Annotated in this window: 19 protein-coding genes and 2 pseudogenes; 5 read left to right on the forward strand and 16 right to left on the reverse strand. The window is 45.7% G+C overall.

Annotation, left to right across the window (positions count from 1 at the left end):
• Window positions 1-64: 64 nt before the first annotated feature.
• The 3 genes and pseudogenes from coaA to LRC_RS09365 form a co-directional block, all read right to left on the reverse strand.
• Window positions 65-985, reverse strand: coding sequence for a type I pantothenate kinase (gene coaA, locus LRC_RS09355; RefSeq protein WP_014074188.1), 921 nt, complete (start codon window positions 983-985; stop codon window positions 65-67).
• Between the two features lie 604 nt (window positions 986-1,589).
• Window positions 1,590-3,786 (reverse strand): annotated as a pseudogene (locus LRC_RS09360) (alpha-galactosidase).
• On the reverse strand, window positions 3,783-5,717 hold the full coding sequence (locus tag LRC_RS09365; RefSeq protein WP_014074189.1) for a sugar MFS transporter: 1,935 nt from the start codon (window positions 5,715-5,717) through the stop codon (window positions 3,783-3,785). Before LRC_RS09365 ends, LRC_RS09360 begins: the two are co-directional and overlap by 4 nt.
• 217 nt (window positions 5,718-5,934) lie before the next feature.
• On the opposite strand from LRC_RS09365, the gene LRC_RS09370 reads away from it, so the two are divergent.
• Both LRC_RS09370 and LRC_RS09375 read left to right on the forward strand, forming a co-directional pair.
• Entirely contained in the window at window positions 5,935-6,759 is an 825-nt protein-coding gene (locus LRC_RS09370; RefSeq protein ID WP_014074190.1) for an AraC family transcriptional regulator, read from the forward strand.
• 475 nt (window positions 6,760-7,234) lie between these two features.
• A pseudogene (locus tag LRC_RS09375) lies at window positions 7,235-7,693 on the forward strand (helix-turn-helix domain-containing protein); the annotation flags it as partial.
• Between the two features lie 1,039 nt (window positions 7,694-8,732).
• On the opposite strand, the gene helD reads toward LRC_RS09375, so the two are convergent.
• A complete protein-coding gene (gene helD, locus LRC_RS09380; RefSeq protein ID WP_014074192.1) occupies window positions 8,733-11,033 on the reverse strand; it encodes an RNA polymerase recycling motor HelD in 2,301 nt (766 codons plus the stop codon).
• Between the two features lie 152 nt (window positions 11,034-11,185).
• Here helD and LRC_RS09385 point away from each other — a divergent pair, with 152 nt between their 5' ends.
• The 3 genes from LRC_RS09385 to LRC_RS09395 all read left to right on the forward strand — a co-directional run bounded on the left by LRC_RS09385 (window position 11,186) and on the right by LRC_RS09395 (window position 14,345).
• The gene (locus tag LRC_RS09385) at window positions 11,186-13,045 is read left to right on the forward strand and encodes a monovalent cation:proton antiporter family protein (RefSeq protein WP_014074193.1); all 1,860 of its coding nucleotides are present in this window, start codon (window positions 11,186-11,188) and stop codon (window positions 13,043-13,045) included.
• A gap of 44 nt (window positions 13,046-13,089) precedes the next feature.
• A complete protein-coding gene (locus tag LRC_RS09390; protein WP_014074194.1) occupies window positions 13,090-13,752 on the forward strand; it encodes a histidine phosphatase family protein in 663 nt (220 codons plus the stop codon).
• Between the two features lie 80 nt (window positions 13,753-13,832).
• Window positions 13,833-14,345 carry a nucleoside 2-deoxyribosyltransferase gene (locus LRC_RS09395; RefSeq protein WP_003692229.1) on the forward strand — a complete coding sequence of 171 codons (513 nt, stop codon included), beginning with the start codon at window positions 13,833-13,835 and terminating at the stop codon, window positions 14,343-14,345.
• Window positions 14,346-14,713: 368 nt separating this feature from the next.
• Here LRC_RS09395 and LRC_RS09400 read toward each other — a convergent pair whose 3' ends face one another.
• From LRC_RS09400 to LRC_RS09460, 12 genes are all read right to left on the reverse strand, one after another.
• A complete protein-coding gene (locus LRC_RS09400) occupies window positions 14,714-15,151 on the reverse strand; it encodes a DUF3021 family protein (protein ID WP_014074195.1) in 438 nt (145 codons plus the stop codon).
• Between the two features lie 9 nt (window positions 15,152-15,160).
• Complete coding sequence (locus LRC_RS09405; RefSeq protein ID WP_014074196.1) at window positions 15,161-15,595, reverse strand: LytTR family DNA-binding domain-containing protein; 435 nt, start codon at window positions 15,593-15,595, stop codon at window positions 15,161-15,163.
• Window positions 15,592-16,503 carry an ABC transporter permease gene (locus LRC_RS09410; protein WP_014074197.1) on the reverse strand — a complete coding sequence of 304 codons (912 nt, stop codon included), beginning with the start codon at window positions 16,501-16,503 and terminating at the stop codon, window positions 15,592-15,594. The genes LRC_RS09405 and LRC_RS09410 overlap by 4 nt, the downstream gene beginning before the upstream one ends.
• On the reverse strand, window positions 16,496-17,422 hold the full coding sequence (locus LRC_RS09415; RefSeq protein ID WP_014074198.1) for an ABC transporter ATP-binding protein: 927 nt from the start codon (window positions 17,420-17,422) through the stop codon (window positions 16,496-16,498). Before LRC_RS09415 ends, LRC_RS09410 begins: the two co-directional genes overlap by 8 nt.
• 297 nt (window positions 17,423-17,719) lie before the next feature.
• Complete coding sequence (locus tag LRC_RS09420; protein WP_014074199.1) at window positions 17,720-18,214, reverse strand: HdeD family acid-resistance protein; 495 nt, start codon at window positions 18,212-18,214, stop codon at window positions 17,720-17,722.
• A 996-nt stretch (window positions 18,215-19,210) separates the two neighbouring features.
• Window positions 19,211-19,957 carry a LiaF transmembrane domain-containing protein gene (locus tag LRC_RS09425; protein WP_014074201.1) on the reverse strand — a complete coding sequence of 249 codons (747 nt, stop codon included), beginning with the start codon at window positions 19,955-19,957 and terminating at the stop codon, window positions 19,211-19,213.
• Window positions 19,954-20,409 (reverse strand): LytTR family DNA-binding domain-containing protein, encoded by a 456-nt coding sequence (locus LRC_RS09430; protein ID WP_014074202.1) that lies wholly within the window; start codon window positions 20,407-20,409, stop codon window positions 19,954-19,956. Before LRC_RS09430 ends, LRC_RS09425 begins: the two co-directional genes overlap by 4 nt.
• A gap of 191 nt (window positions 20,410-20,600) precedes the next feature.
• Window positions 20,601-21,713, reverse strand: coding sequence for an ABC transporter ATP-binding protein (locus LRC_RS09435; protein ID WP_014074203.1), 1,113 nt, complete (start codon window positions 21,711-21,713; stop codon window positions 20,601-20,603).
• Between the two features lie 186 nt (window positions 21,714-21,899).
• Entirely contained in the window at window positions 21,900-22,748 is an 849-nt protein-coding gene (locus LRC_RS09440; RefSeq protein ID WP_014074204.1) for a PucR family transcriptional regulator, read from the reverse strand.
• 443 nt (window positions 22,749-23,191) lie between these two features.
• Window positions 23,192-23,764: an NUDIX hydrolase gene (locus LRC_RS09450; protein WP_014074205.1), complete on the reverse strand. Its 573-nt coding sequence runs from the start codon at window positions 23,762-23,764 to the stop codon at window positions 23,192-23,194.
• Between the two features lie 48 nt (window positions 23,765-23,812).
• Entirely contained in the window at window positions 23,813-25,129 is a 1,317-nt protein-coding gene (locus LRC_RS09455; RefSeq protein WP_014074206.1) for an aspartate kinase, read from the reverse strand.
• Between the two features lie 456 nt (window positions 25,130-25,585).
• On the reverse strand, window positions 25,586-26,329 hold the full coding sequence (locus tag LRC_RS09460) for a DUF1129 family protein (RefSeq protein WP_014074207.1): 744 nt from the start codon (window positions 26,327-26,329) through the stop codon (window positions 25,586-25,588).
• Window positions 26,330-26,418: the final 89 nt, after the last annotated feature.

The raw sequence follows: 26,418 nt of genomic DNA on the forward strand, positions 1-26,418 counted from the left end.
TTATAACCTAAATGCACGTTTTTTGAGTGCATTTTCCAATAGATACAAAAATTTTAATCGGAAATCAGTACTTTCTCAGGCGCAATTCTTCAATCAAATGATTGGCGCTCTTCACGATGATCAGGTCAGCGCGATTTCTCGTCGGTAAGATGTACTCGTGCAGGTTCGGGTGGTTGACGTCCTCCCAAACCTTTGACGCCATTTTAAATGCAGCGGTGCGATCGCCGATTGCGTATGGATAATAGTAATTCGTCGGATCTTTGAACGCAGTATCGAGCAGCATCCCGAAACGTTCAAGATACCAACGCTTGATGTACTCTTCCCTGGCATCGACGTAAAGCGAAAAATCGAAAAAGTCGCTTACGAAAATCGGTTCATGGCTTGGAAGCTGCAGCACGTTGATTCCTTCGACAATCAAAATATCAGGCTGATCGATCACGTCGAACTCGTCAGGAATGATGTCATAAACCTTGTGCGAATAAACGGGCGCTTTGGCAACGATGCCGTTTTTCACGTCGTTGACGAATTTGATCAGACGCGGCATGTCATAGCTTTCAGGAAAGCCTTTCCTGCTCATGATGCCCTTTTTTTTCAGGACAGCATTCGGGAAGATGAAACCGTCAGTCGTAATCAACTGAACCTTTTTGTCCGGATAGACCTCGGACAAAAGCGATTTGAGCAAACGCGCCGTCGTGCTCTTGCCAACGGCAACCGAGCCCGCAATCCCTAAAATAAACGGCACCTTGTGCGGTTTGATGCCAAGAAAGCTCGCCTGATCGTCCTGGAGCCGCTGATGATTTTTCATGAACATCTGCAAAAGATGCACCATCGGCATGTAAACCTCAGAAACGTCCTCCATTGAGATGCGGTCATTAAGCGACTTGATGCGATCAAGCTCTTCATTCGTCAGAGGAACGATGTGGTCCTTGTAAAAGTTGCGCCACTCCGCTCGATCGATGCGATAGTAGTTAATTTGATTTTCCATATTCCGTGTCCTTTTCCTTTTTGAATACATTGTTCATTTTATCACAATTAAGGAATAAGGTGGAAGTTTTGGACACTCTCTATTTAAGATTGGCGAAGTAATTTCCATGAAAAATGCAGTGCTTTAGGCAGCAAACATCTTGTTCAGCTTGTGACTCAACTTGAAAATCCGGGGCTGAATGCTGCGCTTGCGGGCAAATCCCAAAAATCAGCGTTTTACCCGTAACCAAGATTTGCATTTTACGGGCAAATCCCAAAAATCAGCATTTTGCCCGTAATCAAGAACTGGGTTTTACGGGCAAATCCCAAAAAGCGGCGTTTTGCCCGTAATCAAGAACTGGGTTTTACGGGCAAATCCCAAAAATCGCCATTTTGCCCGTAACCAAGAACTGGGTTTTACGGGCAAATCCCAAAAATCAGCGTTTTGCCCGTAATCAAGAACTGGGTTTTACGGGCAAATCTCAAGAAGCGGCATTTTGCCCGTAATCCGCATCGGAATTTAACCACTGCCATCCGACCTGCTGCCCCGCCACGATTGCCGCCATGCGCACTGCATCTGACAAAACAAAACCCCCGAGCCAAAATGCCCCGGGGGTTTATCAAAGTCAGATTCCCTTGAACCGATACATCTTTGATGTGTAGTCCTGGTGGACAATCGGATCATAGAATCCAAGTTCCATCAGCTCATCACCGCCAAAGATTTCATGCGTTTCAAGATTTTCGTATTCAAGCTCAGGATCAAGCCCGAATAATTTTGTCTTTGTCAAACAAGGCTGCGCAAATGCGAGAACCTGGAAAGTCATGACGCAGACGTCGCGCTTATCATCCGAAACAAACATCCAAGCTGATTGATTTGTTTCAACCGGCGACTTCAAGCGGTAAAAATTGCCGTATTGTATGAGTTTTCGGATCTCCTTGTAGCAAGCTACCTGTTCTTTGACATGATCCTTATCTTCTTGACTCATCTTGGTCAAATCAAGCTCGTATCCGAAGACTGCGCTCATTGCAGCATTGCCGCGCGTTTCAAATGACGTTTTGCGTCCAGTCTGGTGATTAGGAATTGCCGAAACGTGCGCGGTCGTCATGGAAATCGGATACACAAGACTCGTGCCGTATTGAATCGTCAGCCGGGAAACGGCATCCGTGTTGTCACTCGTCCAGATCTGCGGCATATAATAGGCAAAGCCGGCATCGAAGCGCCCGCCTCCACCTGAGCATCCTTCAAACAAAACATCAGGAAAGGTACTTGTAATTCGTTCCATCAGTTCGTATAACCCTAAAACATAGCGATGGTAAACCTCCCCCCTGCCTGTCTTTCGGAAGACTTGCCGAATAGACGTCTGACAGATGACGATTCATATCCCACTTGACGTAATCCACGCTGCCTTCTTTGAGAACCTTGCTGATCTGTCCGAAAAGATCATCAATGACTTCCTTTCGTGTCAAGTCAAGCACGTACTGGTTTCTCGAAGGGCTTGGCCTGCGTCCCGGAACCTGCATCAGATATTCGGGATGCTTTCTGTAAAGTTTTGAATCGTAGGAAATCATTTCCGGTTCAAACCAAAGACCGAACTTCAGCCCCTTTTCATGCACGTAATCTGCAAAATGCCCGAGTCCTGAAGGAAACTTCTTCTTGTAAACCGTCCAGTCACCAAGAGATGAATTGTCGTCATTGCGGTGTCCGAACCACCCGTCGTCTAAAACGAACATTTCAATGCCGAGATTTTCAGCCTCGTCAACGATCGTTTTAAGCTTTTCTTCGTTGAAATCAAAGTAAGTTGCCTCCCAGTTGTTGACAAGGATCGGACGATCAGCATGCTTGAATTTCGATCGAACGATACGCTCTCTGATGATTTCATGAAAGGCCTGGCTCATCTTGTTCAACCCCTGGTCTGAATAAGTCATGAGGACTTCCGGTGTTTGAAATTCAGAGCCGGCATCCAGTTTCCAGGAAAAATTATAATCGTTGATTCCGATTACCAGGTGCGTTTGATCAAGCTGATCCTTCTCGACTTCAAACGAGTGATTGCCGGAATATGCAAATGCAAATCCGTAAACGTCTCCGGAAAATTCGTCCGTTTTCCTGTCAGCCAGGGCCAAAAACGGGTTCATCTGATGACTTGACGTGCCGCGGATGCTGCCGAATTTCTGAATGCCGTATCCGACCGATGACCGCTCAAGATGGCGTTCGTTTGCATGAGCACCGGGCAGGCAGATTGAATCGAAATCCCTGTCGACAAAATCAAGCTGAAGCGAGGCGACCTTTTCCAGGAAAACAGTTTCCTTCCCTGTATTTCTCACCTTAACGGAACGGGTGATGATGGAAACGTCACGATAAACAGTATAAAGCAAATCGTACTCAAGTCCCGTCAACTCATCGTCAAGCGTAATCGTCAGCGTCTGTGCCTCTTTTTCATTTTCAACGTAGGCTGCCGGGAGTCCTTCCAACTTTGGCTTGCCGTCTTCAATTTTGTAATTTTTATATTTCAACATCAGGGAATTCGATCCGTTTTCCTGACGAACAATCGTTGCAGGTATATGATAATCCATCTCACCCGCTCCGCTGTACTCTTTCGGCAGTGTGTCACGCGAAAACGTCCGGTCAAGCGATCCGGGAAGATTGCCCGAAAAGCCGCGGTCAACCCTTGGATACTTCAATTCGCCGTGATATTTCTGCACGCGTCTGCCGAAGTAAAGATGACAGAGCGTTCCGCCTTCCTCCACCGAGAAGATGTACGAGATGTTCCTGTTGTGCAGGTGGAAGACCTGCCGTTTGCTGTCAAATTCAATTAAGTCATTCATTTTGCTTCACCTTTCTTCACTCTCAGTTCCATTGCATCATCCATTGCCTTGATTTCAGCTCCGCTCTTCTGCTTCAGCGTGAAGTCCTCAAAATTATCGGAGTTCGTCACCGTCACGATTACGGTATCGTCAAGACCGGCCTTTCTGATTGTATCATCCCAGAATTCCAGAATCTCATCGCCTTGACTTATCCTCTGTCCCTCTTCGACATAGGTTACGAATCCCGTGCCCTTGAGAGCAACGGTTCCAAGTCCGACGTGAATCAGAAGTGCCATGCCGTTATCGGCAACAATGCCGACTGCATGTCTTGTCGAAAATACCTGGCGGACCGTTGCATCAAACGGAGCATACACTCTGCCGTCATTCGGTCTGATGGCAAATCCCAGGCCTGCCTGACCCTTTGAGAATACATCGTCATTTACTTCGCTCAGCTCAATCAGATTACCTGAAACAGGTGCCTTGACGGAAAGCTTTTCATCCGACGAAGTGTTTTTGACACTGATGCCAAGATCCTTGCCCCACGTCTTTTCAAGTTCGGCAACGATTTGGGCATGACGCTCCTCCGTAAGAGTGATCTTCTTCATGAAGATGATGATGGAAACCGTCAGCATCACTGCCGGAACGGCAAACATCATCAGCTTGAAATTCATTCTTCCTGCTGCAGTAATCGATGAGGCAGTAGCTCCGGTCGTCATCCCGGCCAAAATTGCGATCTGACCGACAACGCCATTTGACACGGCACCGCCGAACTTATCAATCAGCGGACGAATGGAAAGCGATAATGATTCATCTCTGTGCCCTAATTTCCATTGACCATATTCAACAGAATCCGTGATGATCATCAAAACAACCAGGAAAACCATTTGCTGCGGGAATGCAAACATTACGGCAGCAAGCAGAACAAGTGCCAGGTTGTTTCCAGCAAGGGCGAACACTCCGATGCCGCAGAGCATGAAAACAAGACAACCACCGAATACGGTCTTTCTGCTGAATTTTTTAGACAGGACCGGGAACAATGCAGCTGAAACCATCCCCAGGAAGATGTTGATCGTTGACAAAATTGAAAACGACTTGGGCTGCCCCATGATATACGTGAAATAGTAGACTTCAAGCGCTCCCAGAATGTTGACTCCGATTCCATAGAAAAGATACGCAAATGCGACCCAAAGGAGCTGATCGTTTTTGGCAACTGCCTTGAAAACGCCGATGACGCCAACCGTATCTTCCTTGTTTTCGCGAATCTCGCTGTTCACTTCACGTGTGCAGCAGCCGACCACCCAGGCGGAAACGAGTGCAATCGTGCAGATGATGAGAGCAAACATGAACCAGCCGTGAGCATCACCGGTCGAAGTCGTCTTTTCTGAAAAATAGATGACGGCCGGCATGACGAGCACGCCAACGAGACCGCCGCCGATAGTTGAACCGAAACGCGCAAAAGTTGCCGTTTTTTCGCGCTCACGCGAATCAGTCGTAAGCGACGGGAGCATCGACCAGAAACCAACATCCTTGAACGAATAGAAGATGTCCATCGTAATGTACATTACGGCAAAGATGACCAGATAAAGCATTGCATTTTTCTGATACAAATTGCCAAGCGACGTAAACAGACACAGCAGCAACACTGCAGAAACCGTCCCGCCGGCGACGACCCAGGGACGGAAATGCCCCCAACGGGTCTTCGTGCGGTCAATTGCGTTTCCAATAAATGGATCAATAAAGAGTTCTACGATGCGCAAGACCATGATGATCAGCGTCACAAGACTGATCATCTTGTTATCAACGGTCTGATTGCCGGAATTGAACAAGTGCGATGTGATGAACATGATCAGATAACCTGACAACAGGCCGTAAAATGCATCATTGCCAAATGCGCCAAAGCTGTATGCAAGACGCTGTCCCATGCTCATTTTTGTTTTCCCTTCATTTGACATGAAAATAACTTCCTTTCGTGTATCCGCTTTCTTTACAGTCTTCAGTATACGTTAATGTAAGTCTTTTCAACATAGTCTTTTAATCATTTTAGATGTCATAATGTTCAGTGAACAAATTGACATCTTCTTTCAAAAAAAGTTATAATGGCAAGGAAAATTCAAATATAAAAAGCAATATTGACATTGAGTGACAGAAAATTTACACATTGGAGAAAAAATGAAAAAGGAATACCGCGATCTGCAGAGCAACAGCATCGAAAACGGAATCATCTTCTACGGTCTTGAATGCTGCGAACCAAACTACATCTTCAAGGGAAATAACATCCGCGAAAACTACGTTATTCATTATATCAGAAATGGATGCGGAACATTTTCGTCAGCCGGCAGGCCCTTGGTCAAACTGAAACAGGGAGACTGCTTCATTTTACCTAAAGGCGTCCCCTGCTTCTATCAGGCTGATGAAAAGAACCCGTGGGAATACAGCTGGATCGGACTTTCAGGTATCAGGACCGGCGAAATCTTCGCCGCTTCAAGCATTTCAGAAAAAAATTACCTGTGCCAGATTCAGGACACTGAATTTAAAAACAGCCTGTCCATGCTGTACGAATCGCTGCATTTGACGCATAACATGAAGAACAGCCTGCTGACCGAATCCCTGCTTTACAAAATGTTCCATGACCTGCTGGACGAGTTTCCGGCAGAAGTCACCAGAAAAACCAACTCACGAACCCAGTTCCGGCTTGCGGTGGAGTACATGAGGGACAACTATGACACAGGCTGCTCCATCCTTGACGTATGCCGCGGGCTGTCCGTTTCACGAAGCTACCTCTACAGCCTCTTCAAAAAATTTGCGGGATCATCCCCTCAGAAGTTTCTGACTGAAATCCGCATGGAGGAAGCAGAACACCTGCTCAAAGACACCGACAGAAGCATTCAGAACATCGCTGATTCAATCGGATACGGTGACAGCTTCACATTTTCGAAGGCATTCCGCAAGTCAAGAGGATGCAGCCCGACTGATTTCAGAAGGATGAGAAACTGACTTGTGATCCGGAAGCTTTTCACAGATGAAATGCAGGTCTTTTAACCTAATAATGAATAAAAAACAACCGCATTTTTCTGATGACATTCGGCTGTGACTGAACAAAAGAAGATTATCAAGTTCAAATTCGGCGTCAGCCTGACAAAAAAGAGGCTGGTGCCTTAAATTTAATTATGCTTAGCCTATCCATCCCGTGACTTTAGTCATGGGATGGATAGGCTAACTATCTAACAACTATTGATATATCATTCCTATGGCAACCTGGGAATGTAAAAGGCACTGGTAATTAGATAGTCACTGACCAGACAACTACGGCTGTTTGGATAAACCATCCGTATCTATGCAAATTGTGGTTCAGATACTCAATATAATGGGGTCTGCTCATAATCCATCAACTTTAGCCGATGGTGGTTGACAATGCGTACGATTCATAGTAGCTTTTATGAATCATACTTATTTTTGCTTTAGCCAGACATCCGTCAGGCACAGAATGAGAGACCGTACCCAGATAAGTCGATTATAGGGTATAATGAATCTATCTTAGAGGATTGTAGATCCGGAAAGCGAGATTCAGGGATGAAAGACAGAAAAACAACTTTTGATGAACGGTTGGAAATCATTGAACAGCTGATAAGACACGATGTTGACTACAAATGGGCGGCTGAACATTACAATGTCAGCTATAGTCAGGTCTACGGATGGTATCGGAAGTACACCGAAAGCGACAATAATCCGGAATCGCTGCGTGACCGCAGAGGAAAGGACAAACCGGAATCAGAACTCACTGAAATGGACCGGTTGAAGAGGGAAAACAAACTTCTCGAGGCCAGACTTCATCAGCAGGAAATGGAGATAGCCTTCGCAAAAAAAATTAGTCGAAATAAGCAACAGGGAGGCGAAAAAGGAATTAGGCAGAAGACTATCAGGGAACTGAACGAGGAATACGGCTGGTCAATCAGTGAACTGTGCAGAACAGTTGGGATAACCAGAGATGCACACTATAAGTGGCTCAAACGTGGAACAAGTAAGCATCAATTGGAAAAACATTGAGCAGGAAATAGATTTTACTGAAGGCAAAATAGAGCTAAAGTAATATTTTTCAATGAAACTTAAAAGGCATTATATGCCCGTAACCGAGGGCCGACTTTTACGGGCATATCCCAAAAATCGCCATTTTGACCGTAACCGAGGGCTGGCTTTTACGGGCATATCCCAAAAATCGCCATTTTGCCCGTAACCGTGGGCTGGCTTTTACGGGCACATCCCAAGAATCGACATTTTGACCGTAACCGTGGGCTAGCTTTTACGGGCATATCCCAAAAATCGCCGTTTTGCCCGTAACCGGGAGCTGCATTTTACGGGCATATCCCCAAAATCAACATTTTGCCCGTAACCGAGGGCTGCATTTTACGGGCAAATCCCCAAAAGCGCCATTTTGCCCGTAACCGAGGGCTGGCTTTTACGGGCATATCCCAAAAATCGCCATTTTGCCCGTAACCGAGAACTGGGTTTTACGGGCAAATCCCAAAAAGCGCCATTTTGCCCGTAACCGAGGGCTGGCTTTTACGGGCATATTCCAAAAATCGCCATTTTGCCCGTAACCGAGAGCTGGCTTTTACGGGCAAATCCCCAAAAGCGCCATTTTGCCCGTAACCGAGGGCTGGCTTTTACGGGCATATCCCAAAAATCAGCGTTTTGCCCGTAACCGGGAGCTGCATTTTACGGGCATATCCCCAAAAATCAACATTTTGCCCGTAACCGAGGGCCGACTTTTACGGGCATATTTCAAAAATCGACGTTTTGCCCGTAAGCCAGTCTTGAAGCATTGATTGAGCCAGAGCTGCACAGCACTGCATTTGGCAAAAAATTCACCTATAAAAAATGCCGGACAAAATCAGTCGACTTGCGACTTCCTTTGTTCGACATTTAATGTAATTCAAGAGGAAAACGGGACTTTTTTCCCAGCCTCCTTGCTATTTTTCAATCATTTCGTACAAATCTTTTGGAACCCGGTCAAACAGCGGCGACATCTCACCGTCAACGGTAATGTCCAATCGGTGCATGGCACGCGAGCAGATCGTGTAGACCAGCTGGCGTTCATCTTCTTCATGATAGTTTTCCTTGTTGGCGTTCCACATGATGACAGCATCGAATTCCAGACCCTTGGCCAGATATGAAGGGACAACAATCGTCCCGGGAACGAGGCGCTGATTTTCGGTTCTGATCAGCGTTGCCTTGACGCCTTTGACGTTAAGCTGTTCGGTCAGCCATTCGCATTCCGAAAGCGACTTGCAGATGATGGCAGTCGTCAGCTTCAAGGCATCGTTTTGAAGCAAACGTTCTTTGACGTCTTCAACGAGGCGTTCCCTGTCAGCATCGATCGTCATCGTCGGCAAGGATCCGTTGCGGTTAAATGCAGTGACTTTTTCGCCATCGACAAGCACTTCCTTGGTAAAATCGGTAATCTGCCTGGTTGAACGATACGATTTTGTCAGCTGAACCACGTTGGTCCTGTCCTTGTCAAACATCGTCGAAAGTTCAGACAGCAGGCTGTGGCTGTTTTCCTTCGTGAAAATCGCCTGATTCAGATCGCCGAGCATCGTGAAGTGGGCGCGCGGAAATTCCGTCTTGAGATATGCAAGCTGGTATGCCGTATAATCCTGGATCTCATCGATGAAGACGTATCGCATTCTGATGTCGCCCTTCTTGCCGGTGATGCGGTCGTACAGATACAAGAAGCAGGACACGTCCGTCATCGGCAGACTGCGCTTTTTGATTTGATCAATCGTGTTTTCGACCCCTTTTTGCCATTCGTCATCCGAAACGTCGAACTTTGAAAGATCGAGCAAAGAAGGAACGTGTCGCAAAAAATGAACGTACTGAGCATTGACGTTCAAAAAACGTTTCTTGACGATGGTGCGCTTGATTTTCATGAATTCCTTCGTCACGTATTGCTTGCACAAAAAGAGGAGTTCCTTGTCGCCATCGACAAAGTTTCTCGGATGATCACCGTACAAGGCATTAAGTTCCTGTGCCGGCAAATCCTGAACGGCTTTTTGAACACGATCGGTTCTGGCTTCCTGCCCAACCCTTGAACTCAAGCGTTTGAGCAGTTCTTCCTGCGTTGCTTCCAGGCGATTGCCAAGATGATAATTTTCATTAAAGCTATAGTAAATCGACTTGATTTCCTTGCGCGAGAAGAAAATTTCGCCGTTGTGCATGATATTTTTGAAACGCATCCCGTTTCTTTCCAAATAGTTTGAATATGCGGTCGTTGCGTCAAAAAACTTCAAACTGTCCTTGATGACCCTGATTTTCTTGTTTGTTCCGTGATTATCTTCTTCAAAACGTTCCTTGAGCGTTTCGACGTGCATCTTCGGAAGGCGGTGCTGCGTATACTGGTAGTAGGTCATCTGTACCATGTTGTGTTCGCCGAGTTCCGGCAAAACCTGATCGATGTAGTCGTTGAACAGCTGATTGGGCGAAAACAGGATGATCTGACCGGAATTCAAATTGCCGCGATAACGATAGAGCAGATAGGCCACGCGCTGCAGCACGGCCGACGTTTTTCCGGAACCGGCTGCCCCCTGAACGAACAGCAGATCAGACTTCGTATCGCGGATAATCTTGTTTTGTTCTTTTTGAATCGTCGTAACGATGCTCTTCATTTTGACGTCGGAAGATTCATCCAAAACCTCAAGCAGCATCTGATCGCCCACCGTTTCATCCGTGTCAAATACAGTCAGAATCTTGCCGTCATCGACCATGAACTGGCGTTTCAGGACCACGTCAACCTCGCGCTCCCCGTCAGGCGTCGCATAAGTGGTTTTGCCAAGGCCTCCATCGTAATAAACGCTTGAAATCGGCGCACGCCAATCGTATACGAGAAATTCGTCCGGACCGTTCGAAAAAGTCGCCAATCCGATGTAAATCGTTTCTTTTTTGTCTTCGCCCTGTTCGATCAGATCGACGCGCGCAAAATAAGGCTTCTTTTCCATCCGTTCAAGAATTTCCAAACGATGCGCCGCCTGATTGCGACTGTTTTCGCGTTCTTCAAGCTGCATCTGCTGCTGCCTGACGGTCAAAGCCGTTTCCATCATGCCGGAATACGTCCCCGTTTTGATGCGAACGTTGTTTTTGAAATCAGCCTGAATCGCCTTGGTATCGGCAGATGCCCTGGAAATTTTCTTTTTGGCGGTTTCTTCTTCATTTTTTATTTTTTCAACGACGTAATCCATGCGCTTTTGTTCTTGTTCTTTGATGATGTCGGCCATTTGAACGCTCCCTTTTCAGAAATTTTCAGTAATCTATTTTAGCATATTTCACCCTTCAAAGTGAAATTAAAGTCTTTTCAAAACGGTCATTCTTCAAGAAAAAATCGATATAAACTGATACAATAAAGAAAATAATCAGAAAGGATGATTTCATGGATATCTCATTAATGATCACAGTCATTGCAGCCTTTGCAACGCCTATGATTCTGTCACGTTTCAACATCAAACTTCTGCCGACGTCCGTTGCCGAAATCATCGTCGGCATCATTATCGGCAAAAGCTGTCTCAACCTGGTGCACATCGATTCGATTCTGAACAGCATGTCAACGTTCGGCGTAATCTTGCTGTTATTTTTGAGCGGCATGGAAATCGATTTTTCGCTCTTCAAGAAAAACAACGCTCCGTTGACGAAGCTCGAACAAAAGCAGGCAGACGACACGCCCAAAATCACGCCGGTCCAAGTCGCCGTCCTGTCATACGCTTTGAGCTTTGTCGCAGCTTTTGCGCTTGCATTTCTCTTTAAATTCACCGGCCTGTTCACGAACGTCCTGCTGGCAACGATTCTTTTTTCGACAATCGCGCTTGGCGTCGTCATTTCAGTTTTGAAGGAAAATGAGCTTCTGTCAAAGCCGTTCGGTCAGACGATTCTTCTGATTGCGGTTTTAGGCGAGGTCGTCCCGCTGCTTTCCTTGACGATCTACAGCTCCGTCGTTGCCGGAAGAGGAAGTCAGATTTGGCTCATCGGCCTGTTGTTCATTGCCGGCGCCATGATTTTCAGGCACTTTCGCTGGTTCTTCCCGGCTCTTTCCAAATTTAACAAATCAACCACGCAAATCGACATGCGTTTGTCGTTTGCAGTCATCATCACTCTGGTCGTCCTGGCTGAACACGTCGGTGCAGAAAACATCTTGGGCGCATTCGTTGCCGGCATCGTCATCAAGCTTCTTTCTCCGAGCGAATCCACGCAGCAAAAGCTGGATGCGATCGGATACGGCTTTTTGATTCCTTTCTTCTTCATCCTGACCGGAGTCAAGCTCGACATTCCGAGTCTTTTGGCGGATCCAAAGACGATCGTTCTGATTCCGTTGTTCTTTTTGGCGTTCGTCTTGGCCAAGCTTCCGGCCTTCTTCGGACTGCGGCTGCGTTTCAAACGCCAAAACGCCTTGGCCGGCTCGATTCTTTCCGGAACGACGATTACGCTCGTTTTGGCAGTTTTGACGGTTGCAGAAGACCTTAAAGTCATCACGAGCCAGCAATCAGGCGCGTTCCTCATTGCCGGCATCCTGACCTGTCTTTTCGGTCCGCTTTGCTTCAACCGCCTCCTTTCGTCCGAACCGGAAGACATGAAGAAAACAACGGTTCACATCATCGGCGCAAACCTTGTGACGATCAACGCCGCAGAACGGCTCAATTCGGACTGGTATGACGTTTCGATCTATACTCATAAACAAGAAAACTACGATACCTACCGCTACAAGGGCAACGTCAGCTTTCTGACAAGCATTGATCCGAAGGACTTGATTGACAGCTCTGTATTTGACACGGATATCCTGGTCCTTGGCTACACCGACCCGCAGATGAACGTCAACCTGGCTCTGAAAGCCAAGGAATACGGAGTCAAGCGCGTCATCTGCGAACTGGAAAATACAGATCCGCAAAGCATGTCCGAGATGGATCACAAGCTGGCTTCTGCCGACGTCGAAACGCTCAATATTTTCGACACGAACGTCGGTTTAATGAGCTCCGTCATCGAAACGCCGTCAACGCTCCAGATGATTACCGGCAATTCGCGCCTTTACGAAGTCGTCGTCAACAATGCCAGATTTGACGGCATTGAAGTCAGTCAGATTCCGTTCGTCGAAAACATCACCATCAGTCGAATTTTCAGAAACGGCAGGGCGATTTCTCCGCACGGATCGACTCAGATTCAGCTCGGAGACCACATTTTGTTCTCATGCGACAAGGACGTCATGCCAAGGCTGCGTGCCGTCTTGAGCAAAATGAACGAGTAGCGCGTTTTTGCTGATGATGATATACTTTTTTCGGAGGATTTTTAATGAGCTATAAAATATATCTGGTAAGACATGGACAAACGATTTTAAATCGCTATAATCGAATGCAGGGGTGGTGCGATTCGCCGCTCACCCATAAGGGCATTGAAGATGCGCATGAAGCAGGTCGGCGCCTCAAGAAAATCAAATTTACGTACGCGTTTCACAGCGATACGACGCGCGCAATGAGAACCTGCAACTATATTCTGTCCGAAAACGACAATGAAACGCCCGTTCCGATCACGCTTGAAAATTTCCGTGAACAAGGCTACGGCTATTACGAAGGATCCGATTCCAATCAGGCCTGGCTGATGATCGGTGCCTCGCACACCTGCCGCACTTTCAAAGAGCTGATCTCAACGTACTCGATTGAAGATGCGCGCGATTTCTGCAAGGAAGCAGACCCGTTCCACCAGGCCGAAAACAACCAGGAATTCTGGGAACGCGTCGGAAATGGTTTTGAATATCTTGCCAAGATTGCAGATGACGGCTGCAACATTTTGATCGTCAGCCACGGAACGACGATCAGAAGCATCGTCCACCATTTTGACCCCGAAGTCGATATCACCGTCAGTCCCAAAAACGGTTCGGTGACCCGCTTGACGGTTGACGGAACCCGCGTTTCAGTCGATTACTACTCGCACTATTTGAAAACGGACGAATACTGACTTGCTCGTTTGCATCAAAGCAGCAATCACGCTCTGCATTTTACATTAACGTGCCGACATGCACGCAAGGAGGAAAAATTATGATTGACAAAGGTCTTGCAAAAAGTCCGACGACAAAAATTTATCTTGCCACGCCATGGTTCAACGACGTTCAAAAAGAACGCGCCAAAAAAGCGCGCGAATATCTTAACCAAAACGAAACCGTCGGCGTTATTCACTTCCCGTTTGACTTCCAGTACAAGGACGCGACCGTGGACAACGATCCGGAAGGCGTCTTTGGAACGCCTGAATGGGTTGCTGCCACGTTCCAAAACGACTGCACTGCCGTTGCAACAAGCGACATCGGCGTTTTCCTGTACGATCTCGATAACATTGACGACGGCTGCGCATATGAGCTTGCTTTGTTCCGCAGCCAGCAAAAGCCATGCGTGGTCATTCCGTTCACGGAACGAGACCGAGAAGACGTCGAAATCAATCTCATGATTGCCGGTGCTGCTACAACATGGATCAAGCAAGAAGATTTTGAAAGTCTCAAAACTTTCAACTTCAATCATCCGCAGGCAAATCCCGTGCCTCCGTTCAAGGTTTTCTAAGACAGTGACCTTCCGGCAGAACGGGAAGAAAAACTGACTTAAATTCAAAACACGTACGATTTATAGAATCATACGTGTTTTTTGTTTTGATCAAACATCTGCCGGACACCAGGATTCAGGGGCTTTTGTGTATACAGGATAATTCTTCATCGAAGGAAGGCATTTACGGGCAAATCTCAGAAATCGACATTTTGCCCGTAATCCCGTCTCGACGCCCTGATTGAGCAGGAAATGCGCAGCACTGCATTTAAAAAAACAGGCTTTCATGTCTCAGAATTGAAAAATGCCGGACAAACTCAGTCGAATTACGACCTCATTTGTTCGGCATTTAATTCAATTCAAGCGGTAAAAAGGAGGTTTTCCCAGTCTCATTTCTCATGATCCCGCTGATATTTTTTCAGGCCTTCATTCAGCTTGTCAGCGGTCCTGCAGTCAGAACAGTAGCTCAAAAACGAAACAGTGACGTAGATGGCTGAAATAATGACTTCCATCGAGATCACCATTGGCCAGTTAAAGTAATACCATCCAAAGAAATATCCCAGAACCATCACTGAAACGTTGACGTATGCAAAATATGCGATGCTTTCTGCCCACGCTCTTCTTTTGGAAATATTGCCTTCATCGCTTAAGAAGACAGATCCCAGACTCGTAATGGCCGCTATGAGGATTACCTGCCAGAAGATCCACGGACTGAAGCTGACACCGGCCCCCCAGAAAACTGCCGTATAGACGGCAACGGCAAAGACGACACAGGTCGTCACCCGCTTGTAGACTTCAAAATATAATGCTAATTTCTTCTTGAACATCTCATCCACCTACAATCCTAATTTTTCCTTGAGCTTTCCGACGTATTGCCGGGAAATCATGACTTTTTCCTTGTTTTTCAACAAGGCCTGAAAGCGGCCGTTGATTATCGGTGAAAGGCTTTCAATCTTGTTTAAGTTAATGATCATCGACTTGCTTGAGCGCATGAAACTTGTCATGGACAGCTTTTCCTCCAGCTCGTACAGGCGGCTCTTCGTCTCATAGACCTCATCTTTGCAATAGGCAAAAACGACATTGTCGACTGATTCAAAGTAATAGATTTCAGAAACATCCATCAGCCTGATTTCATTTCCCTTATAAAGAGCCAGCTGATTGATGCCGCCCCGGAACTGTTCAAGTGCCTTGAGCATTTCCCTGGTAAGGGCATTGCATTTTATAATGATTTCCTCTTCCCCGTCATCTGCGGGCAGTATTGTAATTTTCATCTGTTCAAATGCTTCCTCCGCGAAATTGCAAAAACGGCTGCCAACACTGCAACGAGCCACAATGTCATGATTCCGACCTGTTCAGCCGTGCTCAAAACGTGTCCTCCGGATTTGACGGTAATGCCGACATATTCCTGATAATTTGTCGCAATTTCTGACGGACAACCGGCAAACGTCTTATCCAATGCGGCTTGGACGCAGCTTTTGCGCAAAATCGATGCGCCGTGCAAAAAAGGCAAAAACTTCAAAACACTCGCAACGCCTTTTGGAAGAAAGCCCATAGGCAAATAGACTCCTCCCAGAAATCCGACCAGCGTTCCGGAAATGCTTGCAAACGTCGACCAGCTCTTTGAACTTCTGAGCCCAAGCGAAATTCCGTACGCGCCGATCGAAAACAAAACGACGTTGAGCGCAATTCCCACGATGACCTTCAGCAGACTCGTCAGCGAAAGCATCTCTCTGCCGTCTAAAACAATAAATGCCAAAAAAACGCCGAGAGTTGCCAAACACATCATCATCGAAACCATCATTGCCGCTGCGATGTATGACAACGAGACAATGCTGCGCTTGATCGGTGCCGAATAAAAGCAATCAATCGCATGACTCTTGATGTCGTCGATGTATATTCCGATCACGCTGGTGGATACGGTCAGCGAATTCGTCATCAAAATTCCGGCCAAGATGCAGTAATAAACGAGTTCCGTCGCATTCTTCCTGTCCGTTGCCGTTGCTTTTGAATGACGAAATTGCTCCAAAAGGCTCAAAATGCTGTCAACGTTCATCTTGGACAAAAAGACGCCCATCAGCACGATGATGATGATCATCGCCAAAAACGAAAAGAACACGGCAGTCTTGTCGCGAAGGAACACCAAACAATGTCTCTTCACCAAATTCCAAAATTTATGCATTTTTATTTCCCCCTGTCACGTTGATGAACAAATCGTCCATCGTTCCCTGAACGACTTCAAAACCTTTGATTTCTCCTCTGATTTTCTCCAAAACGTCCAATGCGTCCTTCGTGCATTCAAGTTCTGCTTCGATCATGTCGCCTGTTTCCTTTGTCAAATGCAGAGCTTTGATTGCTGCAGACTCTTTGACTTCATCCTTTTTTTCCGGTTCAAAATAAAGTCGCAAAACGTCTTTGACATATGTATTCTTCAACTCAAATGGCGTTCCGGCCATCAGCACCTTGCCATGATCGATGATGCAGACGTGCTTTGCATTGGCAGCTTCTTCCATGTAATGCGTCGTCAAAAAGACGGTCATCCCAAGTTCTTTTTGCAAAGAAACGATTGCTTCCCAGACATTCTTTCTCGTTGCCGGATCAAGTCCCGTCGTCGGTTCGTCCAAAAACAGGATCTTGGGTTCGTGCATCAGTGCCGCCGCAATCTCTGCCCTGCGTTTTTGACCTCCGGAAAGTTTTCCGTACGGTCTGTTCAAAACATCTTTCAACCCAAGAAGTTTGACGACCTTGTCAAAATTTTTCCTGAGATTTTCTTTAGTCTCGCCATAAAGCCCCCCGCGAATCTGCAGATTTTCCTTGACCGTCAGCAGCTCATCAAGGGAATTTTCCTGATGAACCATCCCGATGTCCTGCCGAATTTTTTCATCGTCCTTTCCGACTTCGTTTCCCAAAACACGCACGCTTCCGCCGTCTTTTTTATATAAGGTGCACAAAATATTGATTACGGTAGATTTTCCGGCACCGTTGACGCCGAGAAAACCGAACAGTTCGCCTTGTTCGACCGAAAAGCTGATGTCGTCGACGGCTTTGACGTCTTTAAAATATTTTTTGAGGTTCGAAACTTCAATTGCCCTTTCTTTCATAGCTAAATTCCCCCTTTGTTTGCTTGATGGAACTATTATATTCTCAAACTTTGCTTGATTACAAGCATCTTGAACCAAGCGGTCAAAAAGAAACCGTAAGACGTCACATTTTCGATGCGAGCACATCCCCCAATTTTTCTGACAGATGCAGAGATGAAATCCTCATTTGTTTTTTGAAATCAGGTTGCGCCACTGCATTTTTCAAAAAATCCGCGTTCGTTTTCGGAATCAGGATGCCGCACTGAATTTAACAAAAAACCCCGTTTCAAACCGAAACGGGGCTCGTTCGCAGACAAATTAAAATGCAGATATAAATTGAGAAATGCCTGTGACAACCAAGTAGATTGAAACAATCCACACGATTGCGATGCTGGCAAGGAGCGGATTGAACAACAATGCGATGCCTAAAAGCAAGGCAATGACGTTCAATGCGATCATCCAGACGTAGTGTGCTTTGCCGGCGTTTTTAAACTTCTTTGAAGTAGCAAGCTGAATAATTGCGTCGAAGATGAACCACAAAGCAAAGATATACGCTACGACCTGGGCACCAGTTGCAGCTTTGAAAATGAACAGGAAGCCAAGCACGAGAGCAACGATTCCCATTGCAAAAAGACCAAGCGTCTTTTCTTCGGTCGTCGTATCAAGAACGTGTTTGAACCATAATTCATACAAGCCCTTAACAACTGCCGTTACACCTATGATAATAGAGATGAACTCAAGCGTTGTACCAAGATGAATGAATGTGACTATGCCTGCCACAAACAAAATAACACCTACAACCAAACTGACCAATTAAATTTGTGTTGAATTGTTTCCATAACAATCGCCATCCTTTATCAATTTACGATTATATCGCATCACATAATTGATAACTAATGGTAATGATAAGCTCACGTTTTTTATCTGCCGGATTTCGGTTCACAAAAAGCACCGACAAAATCAAAACGATTCCGACTGCAAATGCTGCTTTTCCTTCTTTTGTAACCAACAGCTTCATGTTTATTAACTATTTACCTAAGGATAGCACAGAAATAAATAATTGCGCTACCAATAACCTTTAAGACAGCCAAAAAATCATGATGCCTTGCGATTTATTGCGAATCATCCAGGTTTTATATACAACGTGGTTTTGCCCGTAACCGTGGACTGGCTTTTACGGGCATATCCCAAAAATCGGCGTTTTGCCCGTAACCGTGGACTGGCTTTTACGGGCATATCCCAAAAATCGACATTTTGCCCGTAACCGTGGACTGGCTTTTACGGGCATATCACCAAAATCGACATTTTGCCCGTAACCGTGGGATGGCTTTTACGGGCAGATTTCAAAAATCGAGGATTTACCCGTAACCGAGGAGCCGGATTTTTACGGGCATATTTCAAAAATCGGGGTTTTGCCCGTAATCAGTGGCCTGGCTTTTACGGGCATATCCCAAAAATCGACATTTTGCCCGTAACCGTGGGCTGGCTTTTACGGGCATATCCCAAAAATCGACGTTTTGCCCGTAACCGTGGGCTGCATTTTACGGGCATATCCCAAAAATCGACGTTTTGCCCGTAACCGAGGGCTGCATTTTACGGGCATATTTCAAAAATCGATATTTTGCCCGTAAACGGTCCTTGACGACAGATTCGCAGCACTGCATTTTGCAAAAGAAACTGATTTCACGTATCGAAATTGAGAAAATGCCGAACAAAACAAGTCACAAATCGACCCGCATCGTTCGGCATTTCATTTAATCAAGAGGAACCTTTTTAGAAAATCCAGTGCGGCATCATCTCCGCTTAAAATTATACGTAGTGAATCTTGACGTCGCCCAAGCGGACGCTTCCTTCGACTTTAAGGTTTTGGGTTCCTTCGCCGGACGGCATGCCGACAAACTTAACGTCTGCCAAAGAAGCATCGACGCTGTTGTTGACATCCCATGACCTCGGCACGTAAATGTTGACGTCGCCTAAAGAAACGTCAACTTTGATCGTTGCATGCCCGTCCTGAAGCATGGCGTTGTCCAAATACAGATTGACGTCCGAAAGATTGGCCTTGACGTTGATTCGTCTGAGATTTTGCGATTGAACATATCGCGACGTCGTATTCAAAAATGAATTGACTTTGATCGTCGATCCAACCTCATTTTCGGTAAATTCCTCATATTCTTTGCTTTCTTCCTCTTTTCCGTTATCCCCATTAATAATGTAATTTTTGCCTGATGAAACATTTTCATACCAAAACTGAAAATGCTGCTTAAAAATCATGTTCAACCCGATCGTAATCAGCAGTGCTGCCCCAAGAATCGTCCAGGATCCGACGCTTCGCAGATTGAGCTGGTCTTGATAAATAATCAGCAAAAAAGCAATCGAAAAAACGCTCGTTCCGATTTTCCTTTTGCTCAGCCCCTCAATCAGTCCAGCACCGAAGAACAACGTTCCGACAATCTGCCAAAAACCTAGCGGCACGCTGTATTTCAAACCCAGGCGACTGATAACCAAAGCAATCGCGGCTAAAATCAAAAGCACGCCCCAAAATTTTTTTCTCATCATATTTTTTCCCTCACTTCCTTCATGCGTTCACGCAGCAGCTTGTAATATCTTCTAGACACGTAAACCTGCTTGTGCGTATTCGCAAATTGAATCGAACATCCTGAAATAGACTGCGTCAAAGCGTATACGTGACTGAGATTGACGATGGTCGATTTGGAAATCCGCATGAATTTTCCGCTCAAAATACCCTCCAATTCGTAAAGCCTGTGCTTAACGACAAAAACATCATTTTTCGTATGAGCGTAAACTTGCCTTTCGCTTGTTTCAAAAAACAAAATTTTATCCGCGGAAAAGAAATATTCCGTGCTGTCCTTATAAAAAATCAGCTGCGGCGTCTTTTGAATCTTTTGCAGCAAAGAAAGCATCCGTTCAACCTCTTCATCGTACTCGTTCGTTCTCAAAACAATTTCTTTTTCCGAAACATCAGTGCCGATCTCAACTCGAACCCTCATCATCTCACCTCTTTACGTTTTTAATTTAACCATTTTTCAAATTTGCTGTAAACAAATTCGGTTCAAGCGGTCATTATTTGCGCTCAAGTGACACAAATCCTCGTCTGAGAGAACGCACTGCATTTTATAAAATACACAAAAAGAGGCTACGGAACATTCCGAAGCCTCTTTGAAATACTAGGGGTCTGATTTTAATATACGGACAATTCCGAGTCTTTGTCGAAGAAGTGCGCCTTGTTGATGTCAAAGCCCATTTGAACCTTCGATCCTGGCGCAAGGTAGTCGCGCGCGTCAACCTTTGAAACAAATTCCGTATTGCCGACGCGGCTGTAAAGCTGCGAGTCAGCTCCAAGAAGTTCTGAAACGACAACTTCAGCGTTGACGACAGACTCAGGGAACGTTTCGAGGAAGGCAGGTTCTGAATGAATGTCTTCCGGACGAATGCCGAAGATGATTTCTTTTCCGTCATAGCCCTTATCCTTCAAAACCTTCAAGCATCCTTCTGGAACCGACAACGTAAAGTTGTTGCCATCATCGGTAATTTTACCGTCCTTAAGCGTCACGTTGAAGAAGTTCATTGCCGGTGATCCGATGAACCCGCCAACGAACACGTTTGCCGGATGATCGTAGACTTCTTGCGGAGTTCCGACTTGCTGAATCTTGCCGTCGCGCATGACGACGATGCGATCGGCCATCGTCATGGCTTCAGTCTGATCGTGCGTAACGTAAATCGTCGTTGTCTTAAGTTGCTGATGCAGCTTGGCGATTTCTGCGCGCATGGAGACGCGAAGCTTGGCATCAAGGTTTGAGAGCGGTTCGTCCATCAAGAAAATCGGCGCGTCACGCACGATTGCGCGACCCAAGGCGACACGTTGACGCTGACCGCCGGAAAGAGCGGCCGGTTTGCGTTGGAGATATTCCTCCAGTCCCAAAATCTTTGCGGCATGATGAACGCGCTTGTCGATGTCTCCTTTGTCATACTTGCGCAGTTTCAAACCAAATGCCATGTTGTCATAAACAGTCATGTGAGGATACAAGGCGTAGTTTTGGAAAACCATGGCAATGTCGCGATCCTTTGGTGCTTCATCGTTAACAACGCGACCGTCAATCAAAAATTCGCCCTTGGAAATGTCTTCCAAGCCGGCAATCATGCGCAAGGTCGTTGATTTACCGCAGCCTGACGGTCCGACAAAAACGATGAATTCCCGATCCTTGATGTCCAAATTGAAGTCGGTTACGGAATATTGACCGTCTTCGGCATTATCATAATGCTTGTAAATATGTCTTAAATTCAATTCAACCATTTTTTTCACCTGTCTTTTATCATGTTTACGCTTACAATTATATTGAAAAGGCTTTCTTTAGACTAGCACAAGTTGCACAAAAAATTCAGCAACCTTTGTGCACTTTTACGAAAACGGTTGCATAGACGACGCAAGCTGCTAAAAGCGTTCCTTTTCAATTTCCGCACCACTCAAAAGCGTCCATGGTCACTGCAGCATCAGATAGCAAAAAACCAGGTCATCCATCCGGCGCAAATTGAGTCCGGTCTCCTGACGAAGTCTGTCTATTCTGTACTGAAGCGTGTTTCTGTGAAGATATAACTTTTTTGCCGCTGATGAAACGTTGCCTTTTTCATGATACAAGGCAACGACGATCTTTTTCAGCTGCGGGTCTTCAGAAATCAATTGATGGTATTTTTGGGCAAGCGGACTTTTTGAGGTCATTTCATGACAATAGTAATGAAGCGCTACTTCGGACAGATCAAAAACCTGTTCAGACGGATTTTCCGTCAAAAAAACCCGCCGTTCTGAGGAAAAAAGTTCGCGCAAATCATCCTTATGATTCCAGATATGTCCGACAAATACACGGCAGCTTGCACCAAGATCGGCATCAAGCGCCTGAATTATTCCCTTAAACTCCTCTTTGTCAAAACTTGCAGCATTGATTTTTTCAACCGCCACGCCGCTGTTCTTTGACAAAAAGAAAACAGCTTCCGGTTCTTTTGGAAACAGTGCGGAAAAAGCCTTTTTGAACATCTCCATGTCAAACTCAGCTTGGTTCAAGGAGTGTATCTCATATTGGATAAACCTGACCTTGCCGCGCTTGATTGGTTTAACATTGCTTTTTTTCGTCAGATAATCCTGCCATACTCCGCATTCGACTTCAAAATCATCTGTTTTCCCCAAGAAAATTTCCAAAATCTTTCGCTCTTTTTCCGACAGTTCAGCTGCGGGAATATTCAAAAAGGCATCCCCTTGCCTGAATGAAATCGCCCCGGCCTGTTTTTCGCCAAAATTTGCTTTCGGAAAAAGTGCAAGCAGTTTCTCAATATCCATGAACATCCCTCTAATCAATCGCTATATCACTTTTATTTTATGCAAAACCAGCCGATTGTGCAAGCGCTTTTATTTTCGGCGATTCTTCTTTGCGGTTCGTCATGCGGAAGCTCCAAATTTTTGTAAAAAAGAGTCTTTGAGAAAACTCTGCCTCAAATTGAAAAAACGGATCAGATTTGCAATCAATTGCAAATCTGATCCGTTTTTTTTTCGTATGCAAGATAAGCGCCTGTTATGATGGAAATAAGCAAAAATAATCGGTTTTTTTCCATGTATCAAAGCACTCAAAAGATATGCTCCGTCAGAACGTGAGGATTTTGCGCGCTGATTTAGCGAGCACTGTATTTAAAAATGCGGACAAAAGCAGTCGCAACCTGACCACCTTCATTCGGCATTTCATTTAATTCAAGTAAGAACCGGGACTTTTTCAAAGCCTCTTTCAACTAATCCGCTGCGGCAATTTTTTTAACGAGTTTTGAATAAATTCGTTCATTCATCCATTGTTCGGAAACGCGCTTTGAGAGATCTGCAATCCTGATCCAGGAAACCGCCTTGTTTTCGTCAGGTTTGCTTTGCAGGTCAAATGCAGGATCAGTTTCCAAAAGATACGTCACGTTCAGATGCAGATGGGAAGGCACGTATTCTCCGCGTTTCTCATGCCCGTTGACCGTCAAAATCTCGACGGAGAATATGCCGTCATCCAGAAAATGCAGCTTGTCCGGGGAAAGGCCGCACTCTTCGCCTATTTCCTTTACGACGACGTGCTTTAAATCAGCATCGCCGTCAGCATGTCCGCCCATCCACGACCAGGAGTTGTAAATGTTGTGAAAGCACATCAAGGTACTTTTTCGATCCGGTGATACGATCCATGCCGAAGCGGAAAAATGAGCCGTTTTGTTCTTTCTTGTCAAAACGTCCGCCCCGCACCTGGCCCAGTCAAGCATCACGGATAAATCGCGTTCTTCCTGTTCGTTGTAAGGAACAAATGCCTCTAATTGTTTAATGAGATTATCCATATTTTACACCATTCACATATCGTCAGTGTTCTGATTGTCTGACAGCTTTTACACACGCGCCACAAAATTTTCGTAGATTGCCCTGATTGCGGCTTCAAAATCGTTATTGGCAACGCCGACGATAATGTTCAATTCTGAAGATCCCTGGTCAATCATGCGAATGTTGACGTTTGCGTTGGCCAGTGCGGCAAAAAGTCTTGCCGCAGTCCCGCTTTGAGACTTCATTCCGCGACCAACGACCGCAATCAATGCCAGATCCGATTCGATTTCGATTGAATCCGGTTCGGTCATTCTGTGAAGACGGGCCATGACTTCCTGTTCTTTAAGCAGGAATTCGTCTTCATGTACGACGACTGAAAGAGTATCGATTCCGGAAGGCATATGTTCAAACGAAATATCGCTTTCTTCAAATGCTTGCAGCACTCTGCGTCCAAAGCCAATTTGAGAATTCATCAAGGCCTGCGTAATCGTAATCGAACAAAAGCCTTTTTTGCCGGCAACTCCGGTAATCGTATATGCAGGTTTTTTGGCCGTACTTTCAACGATCCATGTTCCCTCATCTTGAGGACGATTCGTATTTCTGATATTGATCGGAATCCCCTTTGAGCGAACCGGGAAAATTGCTTCTTCATGCAAAACGGATGCTCCCATGTATGAAAGCTCGCGCAGCTCACGATACGTGATCGTGCTGATTGTCTCTGGATCTTCCACGATACGCGGATCGGCAACAAGAAATCCTGAAACATCGGTCCAGTTTTCATAAACATCGACCCCGGCAGCAGCAGCCACGATTGACCCCGTCACGTCAGATCCGCCGCGCGAAAACGTCTTGACGCGTCCATCCTTTCCTTGTCCGTAAAAACCGGGAATCACCGCATGTTCAACCTCTTCAAGGCGCTTTTTCAAAACCTTGTTGGTCTTGTAATCATTCAGCTGCCCCTCTTCGTTGAAAAAAATCGTTTCATAAGGGTCGATGAACTCAAAACCGAGATAATTTGCAAGGACCTTTCCGTTCAGATACTCTCCGCGAGAAGAAGCATAGTCAAGGTAAGGATTTTTTTCAAGATTCTCCTTAATTGTCGCAAATTCATCGTCAAGCGTCATCTCAAGTCCAAGTCCGTCAATAATTTCATCATATCGTGCTTTGATTTTCTTCAGCTGTTCGCCCAAGTCGCCGCCTTCAACCGTAATTTCATAAGCCTTGATCAGCATGTCCGTGACTTTCGTGTCCTTTGAGAAACGTTTGCCAGGAGCGCTTGGAACAACGTATAATCTTGATTCGTCGGCACTGATGATGTTACCGACCTTTTCAAACTGCTTTGAATCGGCAAGAGAGCTTCCGCCGAATTTAACCACTTTCCTCATAATTACCCCAACTTCTATACTTTATTCTTAGTTCTCTGTAATTTACGAGAACTCCTCATCTTGAATTTTCTAACAAACATGCTATGTCCGTCAAGTGAAAAGTGAACTTTTTCGGATATTATTTCCTAAATCAAAAATCTGCGTCTTCTTTGCGATCGTTTGGCGTCTTTTTGGGGAAATACAGGATTTTGGGCTACTTTCGGGAGCACGAACACTGCACTTGGCTGAATGCAGATCCTATAATGAAAAATCCGCGCCATCACTGGCACGGATTTAAAATCATCATTCAGTTGCGTACGGGCTCATGACCGCTCGCTTCCACACCTTCATAATCAGGCTCAGACCAGCAACAAGGCTCATGATAAGTTCGTGCCGCGTCGCGACTGCGCTTTCGCTGATCGCTAGCGCCCCTCCTTATCTACCGCCTTGTTAAGCGGCTGGTCTTCACACCTTGTCCTAAAATGCCATATTTTGGAAATGCAATTTGCCCTTCAGATATCTTCTTACAAAGTAGCCTGCCACGCCCAAAATAGCGTAAACGATCGGACTCATCGTACGGTTGATGCTTGTAGGAATGAATGCGATAATTCCAAAAGCGATCATCCAAATTGCAATCAGTTCCAGTGTTACCAGAATCCCGCGAGTCAACTTCTTCTTTTTGCTCTTTGTCTTGGAATTGTCTGCCATCATTCGATAGAAGAAGGCCAGACCGCAACCGGCAATTGCCGATGTCGCAATCAGCGTGATCCAACCGCCGTTCATATCCGGCTGATTTTTGGAGAAGAAGCCCATCACGGCATACAGGATACAGAACATAATGAACATGATCAGGCCGTTGTCAAGCGCCATGACCCAGTAGCTTGGCATGCCATTTTTTTTCTTATCATCCAAAGACTCGCCGCTGACGATTTTCTCACAGCGTTCCGTCACGGTACCATAAAGTTTTGTTGCGACAATGCCTTGACGCTGCTTTTCTTTAAGTTCGAGGTACATTTCGGTAAGGACCTTTTCTTTTTTCTCTTGGTCATAATTTTTCTTATCCAAGGCCTTGCCTAAATGGTACATATAATCTTCGTTGCGCTTCGTCAAACCGGCATAGCGCCCGTCACGAACCGTAACTTCGACTTCTTCAACAGCTTTTTCAGCACGAACCTCAGCCTGCTTTTCTGCTGCTTTTGCATTTTTCTTTTCTTCTGCCAATGGAAAATCCTCCCACTTTCTGCTCGTAAGCCAGCTTTCATCGATATAGACAGGAAATACTATATCACAATTTCATTGTTTTGGGCGAA

It is taken from the genome of Ligilactobacillus ruminis ATCC 27782 (assembly GCF_000224985.1).
Lineage (GTDB): Bacteria > Bacillota > Bacilli > Lactobacillales > Lactobacillaceae > Ligilactobacillus > Ligilactobacillus ruminis.

Coding starts and splice junctions, on each gene's coding strand:
- LRC_RS09440 (WP_014074204.1), bottom strand. CDS start 22,748: ATGGATATTGAGAAACTGCTTGCACTTTTTCCGAAAGCAAATTTTGGC.
- LRC_RS09385 (WP_014074193.1), top strand. CDS start 11,186: ATGGATATCTCATTAATGATCACAGTCATTGCAGCCTTTGCAACGCCT.
- LRC_RS09405 (WP_014074196.1), bottom strand. CDS start 15,595: ATGAAAATTACAATACTGCCCGCAGATGACGGGGAAGAGGAAATCATT.
- LRC_RS09400 (WP_014074195.1), bottom strand. CDS start 15,151: ATGTTCAAGAAGAAATTAGCATTATATTTTGAAGTCTACAAGCGGGTG.
- LRC_RS09435 (WP_014074203.1), bottom strand. CDS start 21,713: ATGGTTGAATTGAATTTAAGACATATTTACAAGCATTATGATAATGCC.
- helD (WP_014074192.1), bottom strand. CDS start 11,033: ATGGCCGACATCATCAAAGAACAAGAACAAAAGCGCATGGATTACGTC.
- LRC_RS09415 (WP_014074198.1), bottom strand. CDS start 17,422: ATGAAAGAAAGGGCAATTGAAGTTTCGAACCTCAAAAAATATTTTAAA.
- LRC_RS09390 (WP_014074194.1), top strand. CDS start 13,090: ATGAGCTATAAAATATATCTGGTAAGACATGGACAAACGATTTTAAAT.
- LRC_RS09395 (WP_003692229.1), top strand. CDS start 13,833: ATGATTGACAAAGGTCTTGCAAAAAGTCCGACGACAAAAATTTATCTT.
- LRC_RS09370 (WP_014074190.1), top strand. CDS start 5,935: ATGAAAAAGGAATACCGCGATCTGCAGAGCAACAGCATCGAAAACGGA.
- coaA (WP_014074188.1), bottom strand. CDS start 985: ATGGAAAATCAAATTAACTACTATCGCATCGATCGAGCGGAGTGGCGC.
- LRC_RS09430 (WP_014074202.1), bottom strand. CDS start 20,409: ATGAGGGTTCGAGTTGAGATCGGCACTGATGTTTCGGAAAAAGAAATT.
- LRC_RS09425 (WP_014074201.1), bottom strand. CDS start 19,957: ATGATGAGAAAAAAATTTTGGGGCGTGCTTTTGATTTTAGCCGCGATT.
- LRC_RS09410 (WP_014074197.1), bottom strand. CDS start 16,503: ATGCATAAATTTTGGAATTTGGTGAAGAGACATTGTTTGGTGTTCCTT.
- LRC_RS09450 (WP_014074205.1), bottom strand. CDS start 23,764: ATGGATAATCTCATTAAACAATTAGAGGCATTTGTTCCTTACAACGAA.
- LRC_RS09365 (WP_014074189.1), bottom strand. CDS start 5,717: ATGTCAAATGAAGGGAAAACAAAAATGAGCATGGGACAGCGTCTTGCA.
- LRC_RS09455 (WP_014074206.1), bottom strand. CDS start 25,129: ATGAGGAAAGTGGTTAAATTCGGCGGAAGCTCTCTTGCCGATTCAAAG.